Raw genomic sequence first — 13,957 nt, 5'->3', positions numbered from 1 at the left:
CCTCAACCCCGGTGCCCTGCGCCTCGGCGCGGATGTCATCGATCAGCCGGTCGCGCCGCGCCGGGTCCAGCCCGTCAGCGGTGGAATACTCATCCAGCAGGCTTTCGAGCCGCGCCATGCCCTCGGGCAGGTTGGTCTGCGCCAGCGGCGGCGGCAAGTGGCCGATGGTCACGGCGCCGATGCGGCGCTTGGCCTGGGCGGCCTCGCCCGGGTCATTGACGATGAACGGGTAGGCGACGGGCAGCGGGCCGGTCAGCACCTCGGGCCAGCAGGCGCCGGAGAGGGCGACTGCCTTGCCCGGCAGCCATTCCAGGGTGCCGTGGGCGCCGATGTGCACGAGGGCGTCGGTTTGGTCGCGCAGCCACAGGTAAAAGGCGACATAGGCATGGCGCGGGGTGCGGTCGAGGTCGTGGTAATCATCGACGCGAGTTTTCACTTCGCCGCGTTCGGGCTGCAGGGCGATCAGGGCGTTACCTGCCCGCAAGGCCTTGAAGTGAAAGGCGCCGTCGCGGCAGTCTGCGTCTTCTTCCGGGCTGCCCCAAGCCTCAGTCAGGGTGTTTTGCAGGTCTTGCGGCAGCGTGGAGAGGGCCTGGCGGTAGTCCTTCAGCGGGACGCTGAGTGTTTCCTCCATCAGCCGCAGACCGGTGTTTTCCTGCGCCTTGACGGCGTAGCCCTGGGCCGCCAGTTCGTGCAGGATCTCGTCGCAGGAGGCCAGCGCGTCGAGGCCGACGGCGTGGGCGAGGTTGTGGTCGCGGCCCGGGTAGGTGGAGAGGATCAGAGCCAGGCGCTTGTCCGCATTCGGCAGTTTGGCGAGGCGCAGCCAGCCTTCCACGCGGTCCACGGCAGATTTGATGCGGTCTGCATCAGCCCGGTGGGCAAAGCGGGAATACTGCAGGTCCGGGTCTTTCTTGCCCGGGGATTTGAAGCTGACGACGCCTGCAAAGATGCGGCCGTCAACTTCCGGCAGGACCACGTGCATGGCAAGGTCTGCGGGCGAGAGGCCGCGGTCGGCCTCGGCCCAGTCTTTGCGGCGGGCGGTGGAGAGGGCGACCTGGAACACCGGGCAGCCGGTGGCGGAGAGCGGCGAGGCGCTGCCGTCGGTGCCTTGGGCGGAAAACGCAGTGGCGTTGATGATGGCTGCCGGGCTCAGCGAGGGCAGTTTTTCGCGCAGCCAGTCCGCGGCAGTGGGCGCCTTGAGGCTGGCGGCAAAGGCGCCATAGGCGGCATAGCCGCGGGCGCGCAGTTCCGCGATCAGCGCATCCACCGGGGCGGTGTCGGCAGCGGTGAGGTAGGAGCGGTAGAAGCTCACCAGCACCAGCGGTTTGTCCTGCGGCGGCAGGTCCGCAAGCACGCCTTTAGCTGGGTCGTAGAAGCCGTGTTCGGGTGTGGTCTTGAGGCCCAGAACCGGGCCTGCGTAGAGACCGGCCGCCAGCGACAGCTGCGCCAGCGCCGCCTGAGCAGCGACGGCGCCGCCGGCGTCGCACAGGGATTGCAGGCGGCGCAGGGTGGAGACTGGCAGGGTGGACAGCTCATCCAGCCGCGCATCCTCGCGGCCGTCTGCTGGCAGGATGGCCAGCGCGAAGCCCTTGCGCCGGGCAAGGTCCTGCAGGGTGGCGAGACCGTAGGACCAGTAGCTTTCGCCGCCAATCAGGCGGACAAGGACGCCCTTGGCGCCCTCCAGTGTCTGTTCCGCGTAAACGTCGACCGACAGCGGGTGCTTGAGCGCCACAAGGTTGGCGAGGCGCAAGCTGGGCAGCTTGCCGTCCGCACGGTGCCAGCCCGCCGCAAAGGCGCCGAGGTCGCTGTCGGAGAAGGACAGCACCACAAGGTCCGCGGGCGTCTGCCCGAGGTCCTGCGGGGTGTCGGTCTCGTCAAGGCCGTGGCTTTCGCGGAAGACGACGTGCATGGGTCAGGCTCCTTGCCTGAAGGGGCGTATGGAAACGGGGAGGGCAGCGCCCGGCCCGGCGGGGAAGGAAGCGAAGCGCCCGCCCCGTTTTGCCGAAGGCAAACCTTCGGTTTGACGGGGGCGGGACGGGCGCTGCCCGGCCTTCGGCCAGGCGGTGCCGTCAAAAAATTGACGCTTCGCTACCATTGGCTTCAGGCTCCCAGCTCGGCGCGGATGGCCTGTTCGTCGATGTCGTCATGCTCGGCGATGACCACCAGGGCGGTCTTGCGCGGCTGCGCGCCCCAGGGCTGGTCATACTGGGCGCGCAGGCGCTCGCCCACGGCCTGAACCAGCATCCGCATCGGTTTCCCCTCCACCGCGACATAGCCTTTGACGCGCAGGATATTGCGCTCGCGGGCGAGTTTCACGATGGCATTCTGCAGCGCTTCCGGGTCGGAGACTTCGCCCATTTCGACAACGATGCTTTCAAAATCGTCATGCTCGTGGTCGTGGTGGCCGTCGTGGTGGCTGGGGCGGGCCTCCAGATCGTCCTCGGCAGCGGCATTCAGGCCCAGGATGATGCGCGGGTCGATGACGCCTTCGCTCATCGGCAGGATCGGCAGCTTGCGCGGCGCTTCGGCCTCGATCACCGCGCGGGCCTTCTCGACGCCTGCGTCGCCGGCCAGGTCGGCCTTGGACAGAAGCACGATGTCGGCGCAGGAGATCTGGTCCTCGAACACCTCAGACAGCGGGGTTTCGTGGTCGATGCTGTCGTCCGCCTCGCGCTGGGCCTGCACGGCGTCCAGGTCAGGGGCGAACTGGCCCTTTGCAACGGCCTCGGCATCGGCCAGCGCAATCACGCCGTCCACGGTGATACGGGAGCGGATGGCGGGCCAGTCGAAGGCCTTGAGCAGCGGCTTGGGCAGCGCCAGACCGGAGGTCTCGATCACGATGTGATCGGGCTTTTCCGGCAGGTCCATCAGTTGTTCGATGGTGGGGATGAAGTCATCCGCCACGGTGCAGCAGATGCAGCCGTTGGCCAGCTCCATGATGTTCTCCGCCGGGCAATTTTCATCGGCGCAGGATTTCAGGATGTCGCCGTCCACACCGGCGGTGCCGAATTCATTGACCACAACCGCCAGGCGCTTGCCCTGCGGGTTCTGCATCAGGTGGCGGATCAGCGTGGTCTTGCCCGCACCGAGGAAGCCGGTGATGACGGTGACGGGGATCTTGTTGAGGTCGCTCATGATTACTCCTCGGAGAAGAACTTGGCCGGCGGGATGCGGGCAACAGATTGCTTGCGGAAGGTCTGCGGGCGCTCGCGCCAGGGCACGACGCCGTCGGCGGTAGCGGCGTAAGCCGCGGCGCCTTCCAGAATTTCAGGGACATGCTGGTCCGGGTCGAGGTCGCCGTAGACATAGGTCCAGCGTTCTTCGCCGCCGACCAAGGCCACGGCGCAGCCGCGCTTGCAGGAGGACAGGCATTCGACGCCGCGCAGGCGAACGCCTTCGGGCATTCCGGCTTCTTCCAGGGCTGTGTGAAGGATGGCGCCGGGGCGGGCGGCCTCCGGGTCGGCGCCCTCGCGGCGGCAGGTGAGGCAAACGGTCAGCGTGACCGGTCCCTGGGTGCTGGCAGTCTTGCCTGCCATATCGTCAGCCATCAGCGCGTCTCCTGTCGCGGCAGGGCGTGCGGGATGGCCAGAAAGGAACTGTGTCGTGCCAGTCCCTCACCCGGTCGCAGAACACCCCGTCTGCCCGTTGATCTCTCTCTCGCTGGCAGGTCTCCCGGCTTGCGGATGCCAAGGCGCTCAGGCCTTGCCGGCCATCCTGCCTTCCCGGGACGTATTCCCAGTGGCATGGCGGCCTCATCCGGTCACGGTCGCGGGGGCGGCTGTGCTTGAGCTCTTGCGAGCCTTCACATTCCCTCTTCGCCTGTTTTCACAGGAACCAGCTGAACCCCCTTGCGCTATGGCGGGCTTCTTTGTCAAGACATGGGGTCAAACAGCTGGAGAGCCCCCATGAGCGAAAAGTCCGAAACCGGCATTTCAGAAGAAGAAGCCGCCCGTCACGCGTCCAAAATGGCCAAGAAGAAGGCGGCGCGCGACCGGATGATGAAGACCAAGGAGGGCGAGAAGGGCCTGATCATCGTTCACACCGGGCCGGGCAAGGGCAAATCTTCCTCGGGCTTCGGCATGATCATGCGCTGCATTGCGCATGGGATGCCGTCCGCCGTGGTGCAGTTCATCAAGGGGGCCTGGCAGACCGGCGAGCGGACCCTGATCGAGGAGAACTTCAGCGATCTCTGCCAGTTCTATGCGATGGGCGAGGGCTTTACCTGGGAAACCCAGGACAAGGCGCGCGACATTGCCGCCGCGCAGAAGGGCTGGGAGAAGGCCAAGGAGATGATCCTGGACGAGCGCATTACCATGGTGCTGCTGGATGAGATCAACATCGCGCTGCGCTATGAGTACCTGGATCTGGAGGAGGTGCTGGAGTTCCTGGTCGAGCAGAAGCCGCCGATGACCCATGTGGTGCTGACCGGCAGGAACGCCAAGGAGGAGCTGATCGAGATCGCCGATCTGGTGACCGAGATGGGCCAGATCAAACACCCGTTCCGCGCCGGCGTGAAAGCGCAAAAGGGCGTGGAGTTTTAAGAAGCTCACAAAGGTCTTTCGCCTGGCCGAAGGCCGGGCAGCGCCCGTCCCGCCCCAGTGGGACGGGACGGGCGCTGCCCTTCGCGTTATGCTGCGAGCGTTTGTGCCTTGCCTTGAATATAGGCATCCACCGCGGCGCGCTGGGCTTCATCCAGCCGCAGTCCCAGCTTGGTGCGCCGCCACAGGTAGTCGTCTCCGGTCCGTACCCATTCGCGGGCAATTGCCCAGTCCAGTTCCCGCGCGGTGATCGTCGCCCCGAAGTCCTGCCCCATATCAGCCGCGGATTTGGCCTCGCCCAGAACCGCCCAGGCCTCGGTGCCATAGGCGCGGATCAGGCGGCGGGTCCAATAGGGCGTCAGGAACGGGTAATCCACCGCCAGTTTGCCGCGCAGCTTTTCCGCATCCGCCACCGCAAAATCGCCGCCGGGCAGGGCCACGCCTGCGGTCCAGTCCGCGGGCAGTTGCGGGAACACTTTGCCGATCTTGGCTAGCGCCGCCTCCGCCAGTTTGCGGTAGGTAGTGATTTTGCCGCCGAAGACATTCAAGAGGGGCGCCTGTGCCTGATCCAGTGTCAGCACATATTCGCGGGTCGCCGCGGTGGCAGAGCTGGCGCCGTCGTCATAAAGCGGGCGCACGCCGGAATAGGTCCAGACAATATCCTCGCGCTTGAGCGGCTGATTGAAATATCCTGATGCAAAATCAATCAGGTAGTCCTGCTCCTCTGCGGTGCATTCCGGCGCGGTGTCCGGATCGGAGTGGTCGCTGTCCGTTGTGCCGATGAGGGTGAAGTCTTCCTCATAGGGAATGGCAAAGATGATCCGCCCGTCGGTTCCCTGGAAGAAGTAGCAGCGCCCGTGGTCAAACAGTTTCGGCACCACGATATGGCTGCCGCGCACCAGGCGGATGTTCTCGCGGCTGTTCTGGCCCAGCTTCTGATGCAGCACATCGGCGACCCAGGGCCCGCCCGCGTTAATCAGCATTTTCGCGCGGCGCTGATGGGTTTCGCCGCTGGCCTGATCCTGCAGGGTGATCACCCAGTGGTCCGCATGGCGTTCAGCGGCCAGCACCTTGGTCCGGGTCAGGATCTCGGCGCCGCGGGCCTGGGCGTCGCGGGCGTTCAGGACGACCAGGCGGGCGTCCTCGATCCAGCAGTCGGAATATTCAAAGGCGGTCTTGAACTTGTCCCTGAGCGGTCTGCCCGCCGGGTCGGCCTCCAGATCCAGCTTCGCGGTGCCGGGCAGGATGCCGCGCTTGCCAAGCGAGTCGTAGAGGAACAGCCCCAGCCGGATCAGCCAGGCCGGGCGGCGGCCCTTCATCCAGGGCATGAAAGTGGTGAGCAGCTTGGACGTCGGCGTCTCGCTGTCGAACCGCATGTCCTTGTGGAACGGCAGCACGAACCGCATCGGCCAGGAGATATGCGGCATCGCATTCAGCAGCACCTCGCGCTCAATCAGCGCTTCGCGCACCAGGCGGAACTCAAAATATTCGAGATAGCGCAAGCCGCCGTGGAACAGCTTGGTTGAGGCAGAGGAGGTGGCCGAGGCCAGGTCGTTCATCTCTGCCAGCGTCACCGACAAGCCGCGTCCGGCGGCGTCGCGGGCGATGCCGCAGCCGTTGATGCCGCCGCCGATGATGAAAAGGTCTGTTACAGGCGTGTCAGTCATTTTCGCTGCTTTCGTTTTGTCCTGCGGTCAGGATGCGGGTGCCGGCGGCCTGCGCGGCCTCGGTAAATTCTGCGGGAACCGGGCGGTCGGTGATCACCACGTCGAGATCGGAGAGGTCGCAGATCCGCACCGGGGCGGAGCGGGCGAACTTGCTGCCGTCGCAGACCAGCACCTTCTGCCGTGCGTTTTTCAGGATTGCGCGGGCGACAGATACCTCGCGGGCATCGTGATCCATCACCGCGCCGTCGGCATCCAAAGCTGAGGCGCCAATAACCGCGAAATCCACCTTGTAGCGGGAGAAAAAGTCCACAGCATCTTGGCCCACGATGGCACCGTCACTTTGCCGCACGGTGCCGCCGGCCAGGATCAGCTCTTTGGCCTGACCACCCATCATCATGTTGATAATGTTTATATTGTTGGACATGACCGTCAGGCCGCTGTGGCCGGACAGGGCGCGGGCCACCTGTTCGGTGGAGGTGCCGATGTTGAGCGAAAGCGAGCAGTTGTCGGGGATCAGCTCTGCCGCCAGGGCGGCCATCGCCAGCTTGTTGCCGGCGTTCAGCTTGCGCCGGTCCTCGTACCCTTGGCTGGCGGCGGAGCTGACGCGGACGGCACCGCCGTGCACGCGGGACAGCGCGCCGCGCGCCGACAGGTCGCGCAGATCGGCGCGCACGGTCTGCAAGGACACGCCAAAGCGTTGCGAGAGATCCTCAACCTCGACCCGGTCCTGACGGTTCAGCAGAGAGATGATTTCGTTCTGACGGCTTGCGGCATCCATTTGCTTTCCTTTCGCTGCGATTCTGTAGCGTATCACGCGCGAAGAGTCATCATCCGTTTTCGTATTACTTTCGGAGGATTTGAAAACGAAAAGGCGCGCCGTGGCGGGCGCGCCTGTGAAGCACCGGGAAACTTTGCTTCAGATCAGCGGGATCAGGTGGTTGTCCCAGGCCAATTCCGCGTGGTGCACCTCATCCCGGCCGCTATCCGAAACCGCATAGAACTGGCCAGTGCCGGTGCTGGCCGTAAAGCCTTCGGCGGAGGCGGCCAGACCGCAGACATCTGCCATCTTGTGCACTGCCAGCAGCGCGCCGCTCACTGTGTTCATCACTTGCAGCACCCCGCCGCGCGGTGAGGTGACGCCGATCCGGCTGCCGTCGGCGCAGAAGGCGATGGAGCCGCCGTAGCCCCGCATGTTCAGCACCCGCGCGTCGTCCTCCGCCAGCAAACGCGGCACGCCTCCGGGGGTGTGCAGGCCGGCGGTGGGGACTTGTTCGCCCAGATCACCCTGCCATTGCATGGCGAAACCAATGGTGCCGTCCGCCCGCACCGCCAGGTGGCGGATCGAATTGAGACGCAGCTCTGGCGGCAGTTCCATCTGTTCCTGCAGCACGCCGTCCAGGCTCAGGTAGCTGAGGTTGGGGCGCATGTCAGGCAGGTTCAGCTTGGCGCGGCCGCTGTCGGGGTGGGTCTCGATGCCACCGTTTGCCACCACCAGCCCGGGCGCATCGCGGCGCAAAGCCATGTCATGCGGGCCAATGCCGCCGGAGGAGAACGCGGTAACGCGGCGGTAGCCGTCTGCAGCATCCCAGACGCCGATCAAACCGCGGGCGTTCTCATAGTCGTTTTCAGTGGTGAACAGGCGGCTGCCGTTCGGGGAAAACACCCCATGGCCGTAGAAATGATGCCCAGCGGGCGGCTCCAGCCGGGCCAGCGCGGCACCGGTGCGGCAGTCGATCACATCGGCAAAGCGGCCCGGGCGGCGGGCAAAGGCAACGGCTTCCGGCCGCACGGGATGCGCGGCAGCTGCATGGCCGCGGTCCGGCAGTGGGTGGCGGAACAGGATCTGTCCTGTCCCGGTAAGGCCCGCCAGCAGGAAGGCGCCGCTGGCATCCTTGCCAGCCGACAGGAAGGCCGGGCTGCCGGCGCTGGCCCAACTGGCCTGCGGTGTGAGGGCGGAGGCCATCAGGCCTGCCAGAAATCCGCGGCGGGAGGTCATGCGGGGTCCTTTCCGTCAGTCGCCGTCGAGCGCGTTGAATCCTGCCGCGACGCCCAGCGACGGGCCAAGGCGTTCAGAAACAAACGCGCGGAGGTCTTTCACTTGCTGGCGCAGCGCCTCGATCCGGATGCGGACGGTTGGGTCGGCAACTCCGGCAAAGACCGGATCATCCAGCGCTTCGGCGCGGCTGCGGACCTTGCCGAAACCCTTTGCGAGGTCCGCCTTCAACCCGGCCTCATCCCGTGCCAGAGCCAGCGCCAGCGGCTCCATCGCGTTCAGCGACACCAGAACATGCCGCAGGCTGCGCCCGGAGCGGCGGGCCTCGGCGCGGTTGGGGCGGGGCTTGTCAAAGCTGCCCAGCGGGCGGCCCAGCCGCATGTCGTCCAGCACCTGCAAACCGGTTGTCAGCGCCTTCAGCAGCTCCTGGGTGATTTCATCCTCGCTGCGGTAGCGGCTGGCCGGTGCGCGCATTTCGCCTGCGTAGTTTTCTGCCCAGTCCCGGCTGATGGCCTGCGCAGTGGCGGCAATGTCCGTGCTGATGGCGCGGGTCAGGGTGCAGCGGTAGTCCGCGCTGCCGGCGGAGGAGAGGTCCGGGTCATACAGGAGGTATTCCAGCGCATAGAAACCGCGGGCGGCGATGGAATAGCTGGAAAATGCGGCGGGGTCGGTGATGCCGGGGTCCTCGCTGCGGATCAGACCGGCCAGCGCTTTGGGCGTCTTACTGCGGCTGTCGGGCCAGTAGGCCAGCGCAAAGGCGCGGCTGTCCGTTTCCGTCGGCCCAAAACGGTAGTGGCTGGCGGCGATCCAGGCGTCGAAGGTCTCGCCATAGGCTGAGCGCAGGGCTTCGGATTGCGGGTTGCAGTCGGCCTTGGCTGCGTCCGCCAGCGCTGCCGTGTCCATTGCCAGCTCCTCAAACGCCGGGAGGATCAGCTGATCGGTGATGCTGCTGGACAAGTCGGAGGCCGCAGCGGGAGCGGCAGCCAGGGTCAGGGCAATGGCAAGGACGCGCATCAGAGGCTCTCCAGGAAAGAAATCAGGGCGGCGCGGTCCTGCGGCGGCAGCTCCACAACGCGGGTCTTCGCGGCTTCCGCCTCGCCGCCATGCCACAGGACGGCCTCCAGCAAGGTGCGGGCGCGGCCGTCGTGCAGGTAAGTGGCACGGGGTGACACCTGCTGCGTCAGACCAACGCCCCAGAGCGGCGCGGTGCGCCATTCACGGCCTGTGGCGCGGGCTTCGGGGCGGTTGTCGGCCAGGCCTTCACCCATGTCATGCAGCAAGAGGTCGGAGTAGGGCCAGATCAGCTGGAAGCTCTGCTCCGGCCGGTCTTCCAGCCGGTGGGTCACGTATTTCGGCACATGGCAGGAGGCGCAGCCGCTGTTGTAGAATACCTGCTTGCCGCGCAGCACTTGCGGGTCATCGGAGTTGCGGCGCGCGGGCACGCCCAGGTTGCGGCTGTAGAAAGTGACCAGATCCATATTGGGCTGGTCGATCTCGGTTTCACGGGAATCACTGCCGCCATGCGGGGCCGTCTGGCAGGCGGTTTGCAGATCCGTGCATTCCCCCGCGTGGGCCGGGAACAACGGGGTGGAGATGCCGATGTCACCGGAAAACGCGCCTGCGGACTGCTCATGCACGGTTGGGGAACCTGCCTTCAGCCCGAAGCGGCCCAGCATGATCTGGCCGAATTCCCGCGACCAGACCAGATTGGCGCGGCCGGAGATGCCGTCGTCATCCGCATCATTTTCATCCGCGTGGGCGAGGATGTCGGTGGCAGGGATCGCCTCCAATAGGCCGAGCCCAATCATTGGCGGCGCTACGCGGGGCGACAGCATGGCGCCCTCCGCAAGCGGGCCATAGCCGAGGCTTGCGGCGGTGTAGCTGGGACGCCGCAGGGTGGTGGTCTCACCGCCGGACAGCGCGACCTCAAATTCCTCATACTCCACCCGCAGCCTGTATTCCGGCGCGACGCCGGGGGCGGAAAAATCCTGCAGCTGGCGGCCATACTGCGGGTCAGGGGCGGTGCCGATGTAGTCCGTAATCTCCTGCAGCTCCGGCGGCACAGGGCCTGGGATGGAGACTCGCAGGAACATCGAAGTGGAGGCATAATCCGGCTGCTCCGGCACATGGCCGCGCCCGTCCTTCAGGTGGCAGCGCTGGCAGGACCGCGCGTTATAAAGCGGCCCGAGCCCGTCAGACGCCTTGGTGGAGGCGGGCGAAAACACCCAGATCTTCTTGAAAAGCCCGTTGCCGAGCTTGAATTCCAGTTCCTGTTCAAAGCTGAGGCCGGCGGAATGCTGGGAAAACGCCTCATCATCCGAACGGGCGCGCACCGTGGCTGCACCTGCGGGCAGGTCCTCGAACGGCTCAGGCGCCGAGAAATCCGTGGCGGGCGCAACTGCACCGGCAATCCGGGCGCGTTCGGCATCGGTGCGGGGAGACGGGGAGAGGTGCGGCTCTGCCTGGTACCGGCTGGCCAGGTCCAGCGCCGCAAGGGGCGTGGCCGCCGCAAGTGCGGCAGCCAGCGTGAAATTAGTCTTCAACCTCTGCCATCTTGGTGGCGTTGAGCTGGGCATAGTTTTCGGCACCGATCCGGTCGTGCAGTTCAAGCTGCGTTTCGAGGAAATCGATATGGCCTTCTTCGTCCGCCATCAGCTCTTCAAACAGCTTCTGGGATACATAGTCGCCCGCGGTGTTGCAGGCGTCGCGGGCTTCCTTGTAGAGCGCACGGGCGTCCACTTCGGCGGCAAGGTCGCATTCGAGGGTTTCTTTGGGCGTCTGGCCGATCCGCAGCGGGTCAAGCCTTTGCAGGTTCGGGTGGCCGCCCAGGAACAATATCCTTTCAATCAATTTGTCCGCGTGCTGCATCTCCTCGATGCTTTCCTCGCGGCTTTTCTTGGCCATGCTGCCCAGGCCCCAATCGTCCTGCAGCCGGTAATGCAGCCAGTACTGGCTGACCGCCGTCAGCTCATGCCGCAGAGCCTTGTTCAGATAGTCGATAACCTTGGCGTCGCCCTTCATTATTCTTCTCCCGAATTGATCCAGCGCGTAAATTCGCAAGCTGCGCAGGTACTTCCAGCTTACTGCTCGCACGCATGGTGTCGAGGAAAAGGGGCATGCAACCGCCGCAATCGGCGGATTTTCCCAGCGCGTGATAGATTTTTCCGGGGGTGATAATCGTTTCAGGGTCGGCGCTTCGCATCCAGTCGATGGCGGCGCGGATGTCGTGATCCGAGATCTGTGTGCAGTGGCAAACGATCATGCTGCTCGCGTCCTTGCCCGTGGCGCAATAGGCCAAGTGATTCCGTTGGGAAAATATATCTGATAAAATTACTGGGGATTCAAGGGTTATCCAGAGTGAAACACTAGGGAATTGGCGGGTGTTTGCTGGCTGCGCATGAAGGGCCGCGGGAAATGCGGCCCTTCACGGGGGTGCTTCTGTGGCTTGAAAGCGATCAGTTGAAGACGGCGGCGGGGTTGTCCAGGCTGTCGGAGCCTTCGATGGCAACACCGTCCAGTTTGAGGGTGGAAACCACACGCTCAATGGAGCGGGTCTGGTCGATCAGCCCGTTGACGCCGCCCATCACCAGCGCTTCGCCGGCCGCATTGCCCTGTGCCAGCATCTGGTCATAGGACAGGCCTGCTTCGGCAGCGGTCTTGATGCGGCCAAGCGCCATCATTGTGGTGGACAGCTTGCCGCGCATCTCGGCGTCCAGATCCGCGTCCTTGGCAGCAACCAGATCGGACAGGGAGGGGCCGGACACCAGTTCGCCGTTCACCCGCACGTATTCACCCAGATAGACGTTCTGCACGCCCAGCCCGTCATAGTAGTGGCTGTTGTGGGTGTTGTCGGAGAAGCAGTCGTGCTCTTCCTCCGGGTCGTTCAGCATCAGGCCCAGGCGCATCCGCTCGCCCGCCTGCTCGCCATAAGACAGCGACCCCATGCCGGTCAGCATCGCGGTAATGCCTGCGTCCTCATTCGCCAGCAGCGCGGTGCGGGCCTCGCCGGCCTCGCCCCATTGTGCGGCGATCCACTCCAGGTCGGAGATCAGCAGATCGGTGGCCGCCTGTAGGTATTCGCCGCGGCGGTCGCAGTTGCCGCCGGTGCAGGCGTCGCCCGTGGCATAGTCGGTCCAGGGGCGGTCGCCTGCGCCGTGTTCTGTCCCTTTCAGGTCCTGGCCCCAAAGCAGGAATTCGATGGCGTGGTAGCCGGTGGCCACGTTTGCCTCGACCCCGTCGGCTTCATGCAGGGCACCTTCCAGCAGGCCCGGGGTGATTTTGGTGGCGTCGATGGCCTGGCCCGACAACTCGAAGCTGGGGTTGGCGATCACATTCAGCGCCGCCAGGGTGTTCTCGTCGCTCGGGCCGCCATAGGAGGCATCGACATAGTCGATCAGCCCTTCATCCAGCGGCCAGGCGTTCACCTTGCCTTCCCAGTCGTCGACGATAGCATTGCCGAACCGGAACACCTCGGACTGCTGATAGGGCACGCGGGCCGCGATCCAGGCGGCGCGGGCGGCCTCCAGGTTCTCTGCCGACGGTTGCGCCACCAGCGCCGCAACGGCGGCCTTGAGCACCTGCGCTGTTGCCAGGCTGTCCTGGTATTTCGCCTCGGCGATGTTGGCGTAGTTGGTCAGCACCGCGGCTTTGTCAGCAGCAAGGGCAGCGGTGGTGCCAAGGGTGAGACCGGCGAGGGCAGTGCCCGCGAGAAAGACAGATTTCATCAGCTAAGTCCTTGGGTTTGTTCTGTTTTCAATGAAGGGTGGCAGAGGCGGGGCGGTCCGTCTGCACAGGCAGCTGCAGCCCCATGATCTGCTGCATCAGCAGCCCGCAGTCAGAGGCAAGTTTCGCCAGTTCCGGCGCCTTACGCGGTGTGACGATCAGCGAGGCGAGAACATGGGCGTCGTCCTTCTGGCCCTCCGCGGCTGAGGCGAGCAAGTTGGCAAAGCAGTTTTCATCCGCGCCCAGGCAGTTGCAGGTCATGCCGTGGCGCACCAGCGGGCGGCGGCCATGGGCGGCGCAGAAATTGCACAAGTAACCAAAGGCCTCAAAGGCAGATTCCGCCATTTCCGGGCCGAAGTTCACCTCAAAATCACGGCGCATCTGCGCGCGGGTTTCGGAACCGGAGAACCAGTGGCGCAGATAGATCACCGCGCCGGCCTCCAGCGGCGGCAGTTCCGACAGGGTGCCGACGGTCACACCGCCGCGGGGATGGGAGGCGGCGCTCATTTGGTCAGGATCAGCTTGCCTGCGCGGGTGATGCGCAGCGAATAGATCTGGCCGTTCAACAGGATACGGGCCTGGGTGCCGCCGCGGGTCAGGTCCTCGGCGTGATAGGTCGGGAACACCTCGGCGGTGGCCTCAGTGGGGACAGGTTTGGAAGTAATCTGGTTCATGACGTGCGCCCATCGCTGAATTCCGCCCTGTCCAGAAGCCATTCCAGACAAAAGCCAGACAATGCGCCGGAGGGAGCAAAGACCTGCGGCCACAGCTGGCGCATGTCCTCGGACTCCGGTTCCTTGATGTCAGGGCCGCTGGGGCGGCGCGCACTGGTCGGCATGGGGGCGATCTCGGTTGATTCTATGTCACTCGGGCTCGCCCGATCCGAGTCAGGCTGGCTGGAATGCCGTATACCTGATTTATTTACTCACCTATGTCAATCCGAGTTTTTTAGTCGGAAATAAATTTTGCGCGGTGGCAAGGGGATGGCAAATAAAAAAGGCCGCCCACGGGGCGGCCTTCGTGTCAGTCAATGTCCGGTG

Annotated in this window: 15 protein-coding genes and 1 riboswitch; of the genes, 1 reads left to right on the top strand and 14 read right to left on the bottom strand. The window is 65.0% G+C overall.

The features are described 5' to 3' along the window. From RA21_RS14450 to RA21_RS14440, 3 genes are all read right to left on the bottom strand, one after another. Window positions 1-1,906, bottom strand: a 1,906-nt coding sequence (locus tag RA21_RS14450; RefSeq protein WP_039150054.1) for a cobaltochelatase subunit CobN, incomplete at its 3' end; no start/stop codon positions are given. A gap of 191 nt (window positions 1,907-2,097) precedes the next feature. After that, window positions 2,098-3,132, bottom strand: coding sequence for a cobalamin biosynthesis protein CobW (gene cobW / locus RA21_RS14445; protein ID WP_019298450.1), 1,035 nt, complete (start codon window positions 3,130-3,132; stop codon window positions 2,098-2,100). 2 nt (window positions 3,133-3,134) lie between these two features. Beyond that, window positions 3,135-3,545 carry a DUF1636 family protein gene (locus RA21_RS14440; protein ID WP_039150052.1) on the bottom strand — a complete coding sequence of 137 codons (411 nt, stop codon included), beginning with the start codon at window positions 3,543-3,545 and terminating at the stop codon, window positions 3,135-3,137. A 97-nt stretch (window positions 3,546-3,642) separates the two neighbouring features. Beyond that, a riboswitch (cobalamin riboswitch) is annotated at window positions 3,643-3,851 on the bottom strand. A gap of 51 nt (window positions 3,852-3,902) precedes the next feature. Here RA21_RS14440 and cobO point away from each other — a divergent pair. Next, window positions 3,903-4,538 carry a cob(I)yrinic acid a,c-diamide adenosyltransferase gene (cobO, locus tag RA21_RS14435; protein WP_019298452.1) on the top strand — a complete coding sequence of 212 codons (636 nt, stop codon included), beginning with the start codon at window positions 3,903-3,905 and terminating at the stop codon, window positions 4,536-4,538. An 86-nt stretch (window positions 4,539-4,624) separates the two neighbouring features. Here cobO and glpD read toward each other — a convergent pair whose 3' ends face one another. The 11 genes from glpD to RA21_RS22890 form a co-directional block, all read right to left on the bottom strand. Then, window positions 4,625-6,202, bottom strand: coding sequence for a glycerol-3-phosphate dehydrogenase (gene glpD / locus RA21_RS14430; RefSeq protein WP_039150049.1), 1,578 nt, complete (start codon window positions 6,200-6,202; stop codon window positions 4,625-4,627). Beyond that, entirely contained in the window at window positions 6,195-6,980 is a 786-nt protein-coding gene (locus tag RA21_RS14425) for a DeoR/GlpR family DNA-binding transcription regulator (protein WP_039150047.1), read from the bottom strand. The genes glpD and RA21_RS14425 overlap by 8 nt, the downstream gene beginning before the upstream one ends. 138 nt (window positions 6,981-7,118) lie before the next feature. Further along, window positions 7,119-8,198 carry a DUF1513 domain-containing protein gene (locus tag RA21_RS14420; RefSeq protein WP_039150045.1) on the bottom strand — a complete coding sequence of 360 codons (1,080 nt, stop codon included), beginning with the start codon at window positions 8,196-8,198 and terminating at the stop codon, window positions 7,119-7,121. 15 nt (window positions 8,199-8,213) lie between these two features. After that, complete coding sequence (locus tag RA21_RS14415) at window positions 8,214-9,209, bottom strand: imelysin family protein (protein WP_039150042.1); 996 nt, start codon at window positions 9,207-9,209, stop codon at window positions 8,214-8,216. After that, window positions 9,209-10,738, bottom strand: a complete 1,530-nt coding sequence (locus tag RA21_RS14410) for a di-heme oxidoreductase family protein (protein WP_039150040.1) — start codon at window positions 10,736-10,738, stop codon at window positions 9,209-9,211. The genes RA21_RS14415 and RA21_RS14410 overlap by 1 nt, the downstream gene beginning before the upstream one ends. Beyond that, window positions 10,728-11,216 carry a bacterioferritin gene (gene bfr / locus RA21_RS14405; RefSeq protein ID WP_039150039.1) on the bottom strand — a complete coding sequence of 163 codons (489 nt, stop codon included), beginning with the start codon at window positions 11,214-11,216 and terminating at the stop codon, window positions 10,728-10,730. Before bfr ends, RA21_RS14410 begins: the two co-directional genes overlap by 11 nt. Further along, the gene (locus RA21_RS22345; protein WP_082008958.1) at window positions 11,164-11,457 is read right to left on the bottom strand and encodes a (2Fe-2S)-binding protein; all 294 of its coding nucleotides are present in this window, start codon (window positions 11,455-11,457) and stop codon (window positions 11,164-11,166) included. Before RA21_RS22345 ends, bfr begins: the two co-directional genes overlap by 53 nt. A gap of 193 nt (window positions 11,458-11,650) precedes the next feature. Next, entirely contained in the window at window positions 11,651-12,919 is a 1,269-nt protein-coding gene (locus RA21_RS14400) for an imelysin family protein (RefSeq protein WP_039150037.1), read from the bottom strand. A 28-nt stretch (window positions 12,920-12,947) separates the two neighbouring features. Continuing rightward, the gene (locus RA21_RS14395) at window positions 12,948-13,424 is read right to left on the bottom strand and encodes a hypothetical protein (RefSeq protein WP_019297510.1); all 477 of its coding nucleotides are present in this window, start codon (window positions 13,422-13,424) and stop codon (window positions 12,948-12,950) included. Next, complete coding sequence (gene hemP / locus RA21_RS22340; protein WP_019297511.1) at window positions 13,421-13,591, bottom strand: hemin uptake protein HemP; 171 nt, start codon at window positions 13,589-13,591, stop codon at window positions 13,421-13,423. Before hemP ends, RA21_RS14395 begins: the two co-directional genes overlap by 4 nt. Beyond that, window positions 13,588-13,755, bottom strand: a complete 168-nt coding sequence (locus RA21_RS22890) for a hypothetical protein (RefSeq protein ID WP_175393028.1) — start codon at window positions 13,753-13,755, stop codon at window positions 13,588-13,590. Before RA21_RS22890 ends, hemP begins: the two co-directional genes overlap by 4 nt. Window positions 13,756-13,957 lie beyond the last annotated feature (202 nt).

This window comes from Leisingera sp. ANG-DT, assembly GCF_000813785.1.
Lineage (GTDB): Bacteria > Pseudomonadota > Alphaproteobacteria > Rhodobacterales > Rhodobacteraceae > Leisingera.
This window is presented reverse-complemented; position numbering and strand designations above follow the sequence as displayed.

Bases quoted from the DNA above. Each gene is read 5' to 3' on its own strand.
- RA21_RS14425 (WP_039150047.1), bottom strand. From the start codon at position 6,980: ATGGATGCCGCAAGCCGTCAGAACGAAATCATCTCTCTGCTGAACCGT.
- RA21_RS14400 (WP_039150037.1), bottom strand. From the start codon at position 12,919: ATGAAATCTGTCTTTCTCGCGGGCACTGCCCTCGCCGGTCTCACCCTT.
- RA21_RS14395 (WP_019297510.1), bottom strand. From the start codon at position 13,424: ATGAGCGCCGCCTCCCATCCCCGCGGCGGTGTGACCGTCGGCACCCTG.
- RA21_RS14440 (WP_039150052.1), bottom strand. From the start codon at position 3,545: ATGGCTGACGATATGGCAGGCAAGACTGCCAGCACCCAGGGACCGGTC.
- glpD (WP_039150049.1), bottom strand. From the start codon at position 6,202: ATGACTGACACGCCTGTAACAGACCTTTTCATCATCGGCGGCGGCATC.
- bfr (WP_039150039.1), bottom strand. From the start codon at position 11,216: ATGAAGGGCGACGCCAAGGTTATCGACTATCTGAACAAGGCTCTGCGG.
- hemP (WP_019297511.1), bottom strand. From the start codon at position 13,591: ATGAACCAGATTACTTCCAAACCTGTCCCCACTGAGGCCACCGCCGAG.
- cobO (WP_019298452.1), top strand. From the start codon at position 3,903: ATGAGCGAAAAGTCCGAAACCGGCATTTCAGAAGAAGAAGCCGCCCGT.
- RA21_RS22345 (WP_082008958.1), bottom strand. From the start codon at position 11,457: ATGATCGTTTGCCACTGCACACAGATCTCGGATCACGACATCCGCGCC.
- RA21_RS14415 (WP_039150042.1), bottom strand. From the start codon at position 9,209: ATGCGCGTCCTTGCCATTGCCCTGACCCTGGCTGCCGCTCCCGCTGCG.
- RA21_RS14420 (WP_039150045.1), bottom strand. From the start codon at position 8,198: ATGACCTCCCGCCGCGGATTTCTGGCAGGCCTGATGGCCTCCGCCCTC.
- cobW (WP_019298450.1), bottom strand. From the start codon at position 3,132: ATGAGCGACCTCAACAAGATCCCCGTCACCGTCATCACCGGCTTCCTC.
- RA21_RS22890 (WP_175393028.1), bottom strand. From the start codon at position 13,755: ATGCCGACCAGTGCGCGCCGCCCCAGCGGCCCTGACATCAAGGAACCG.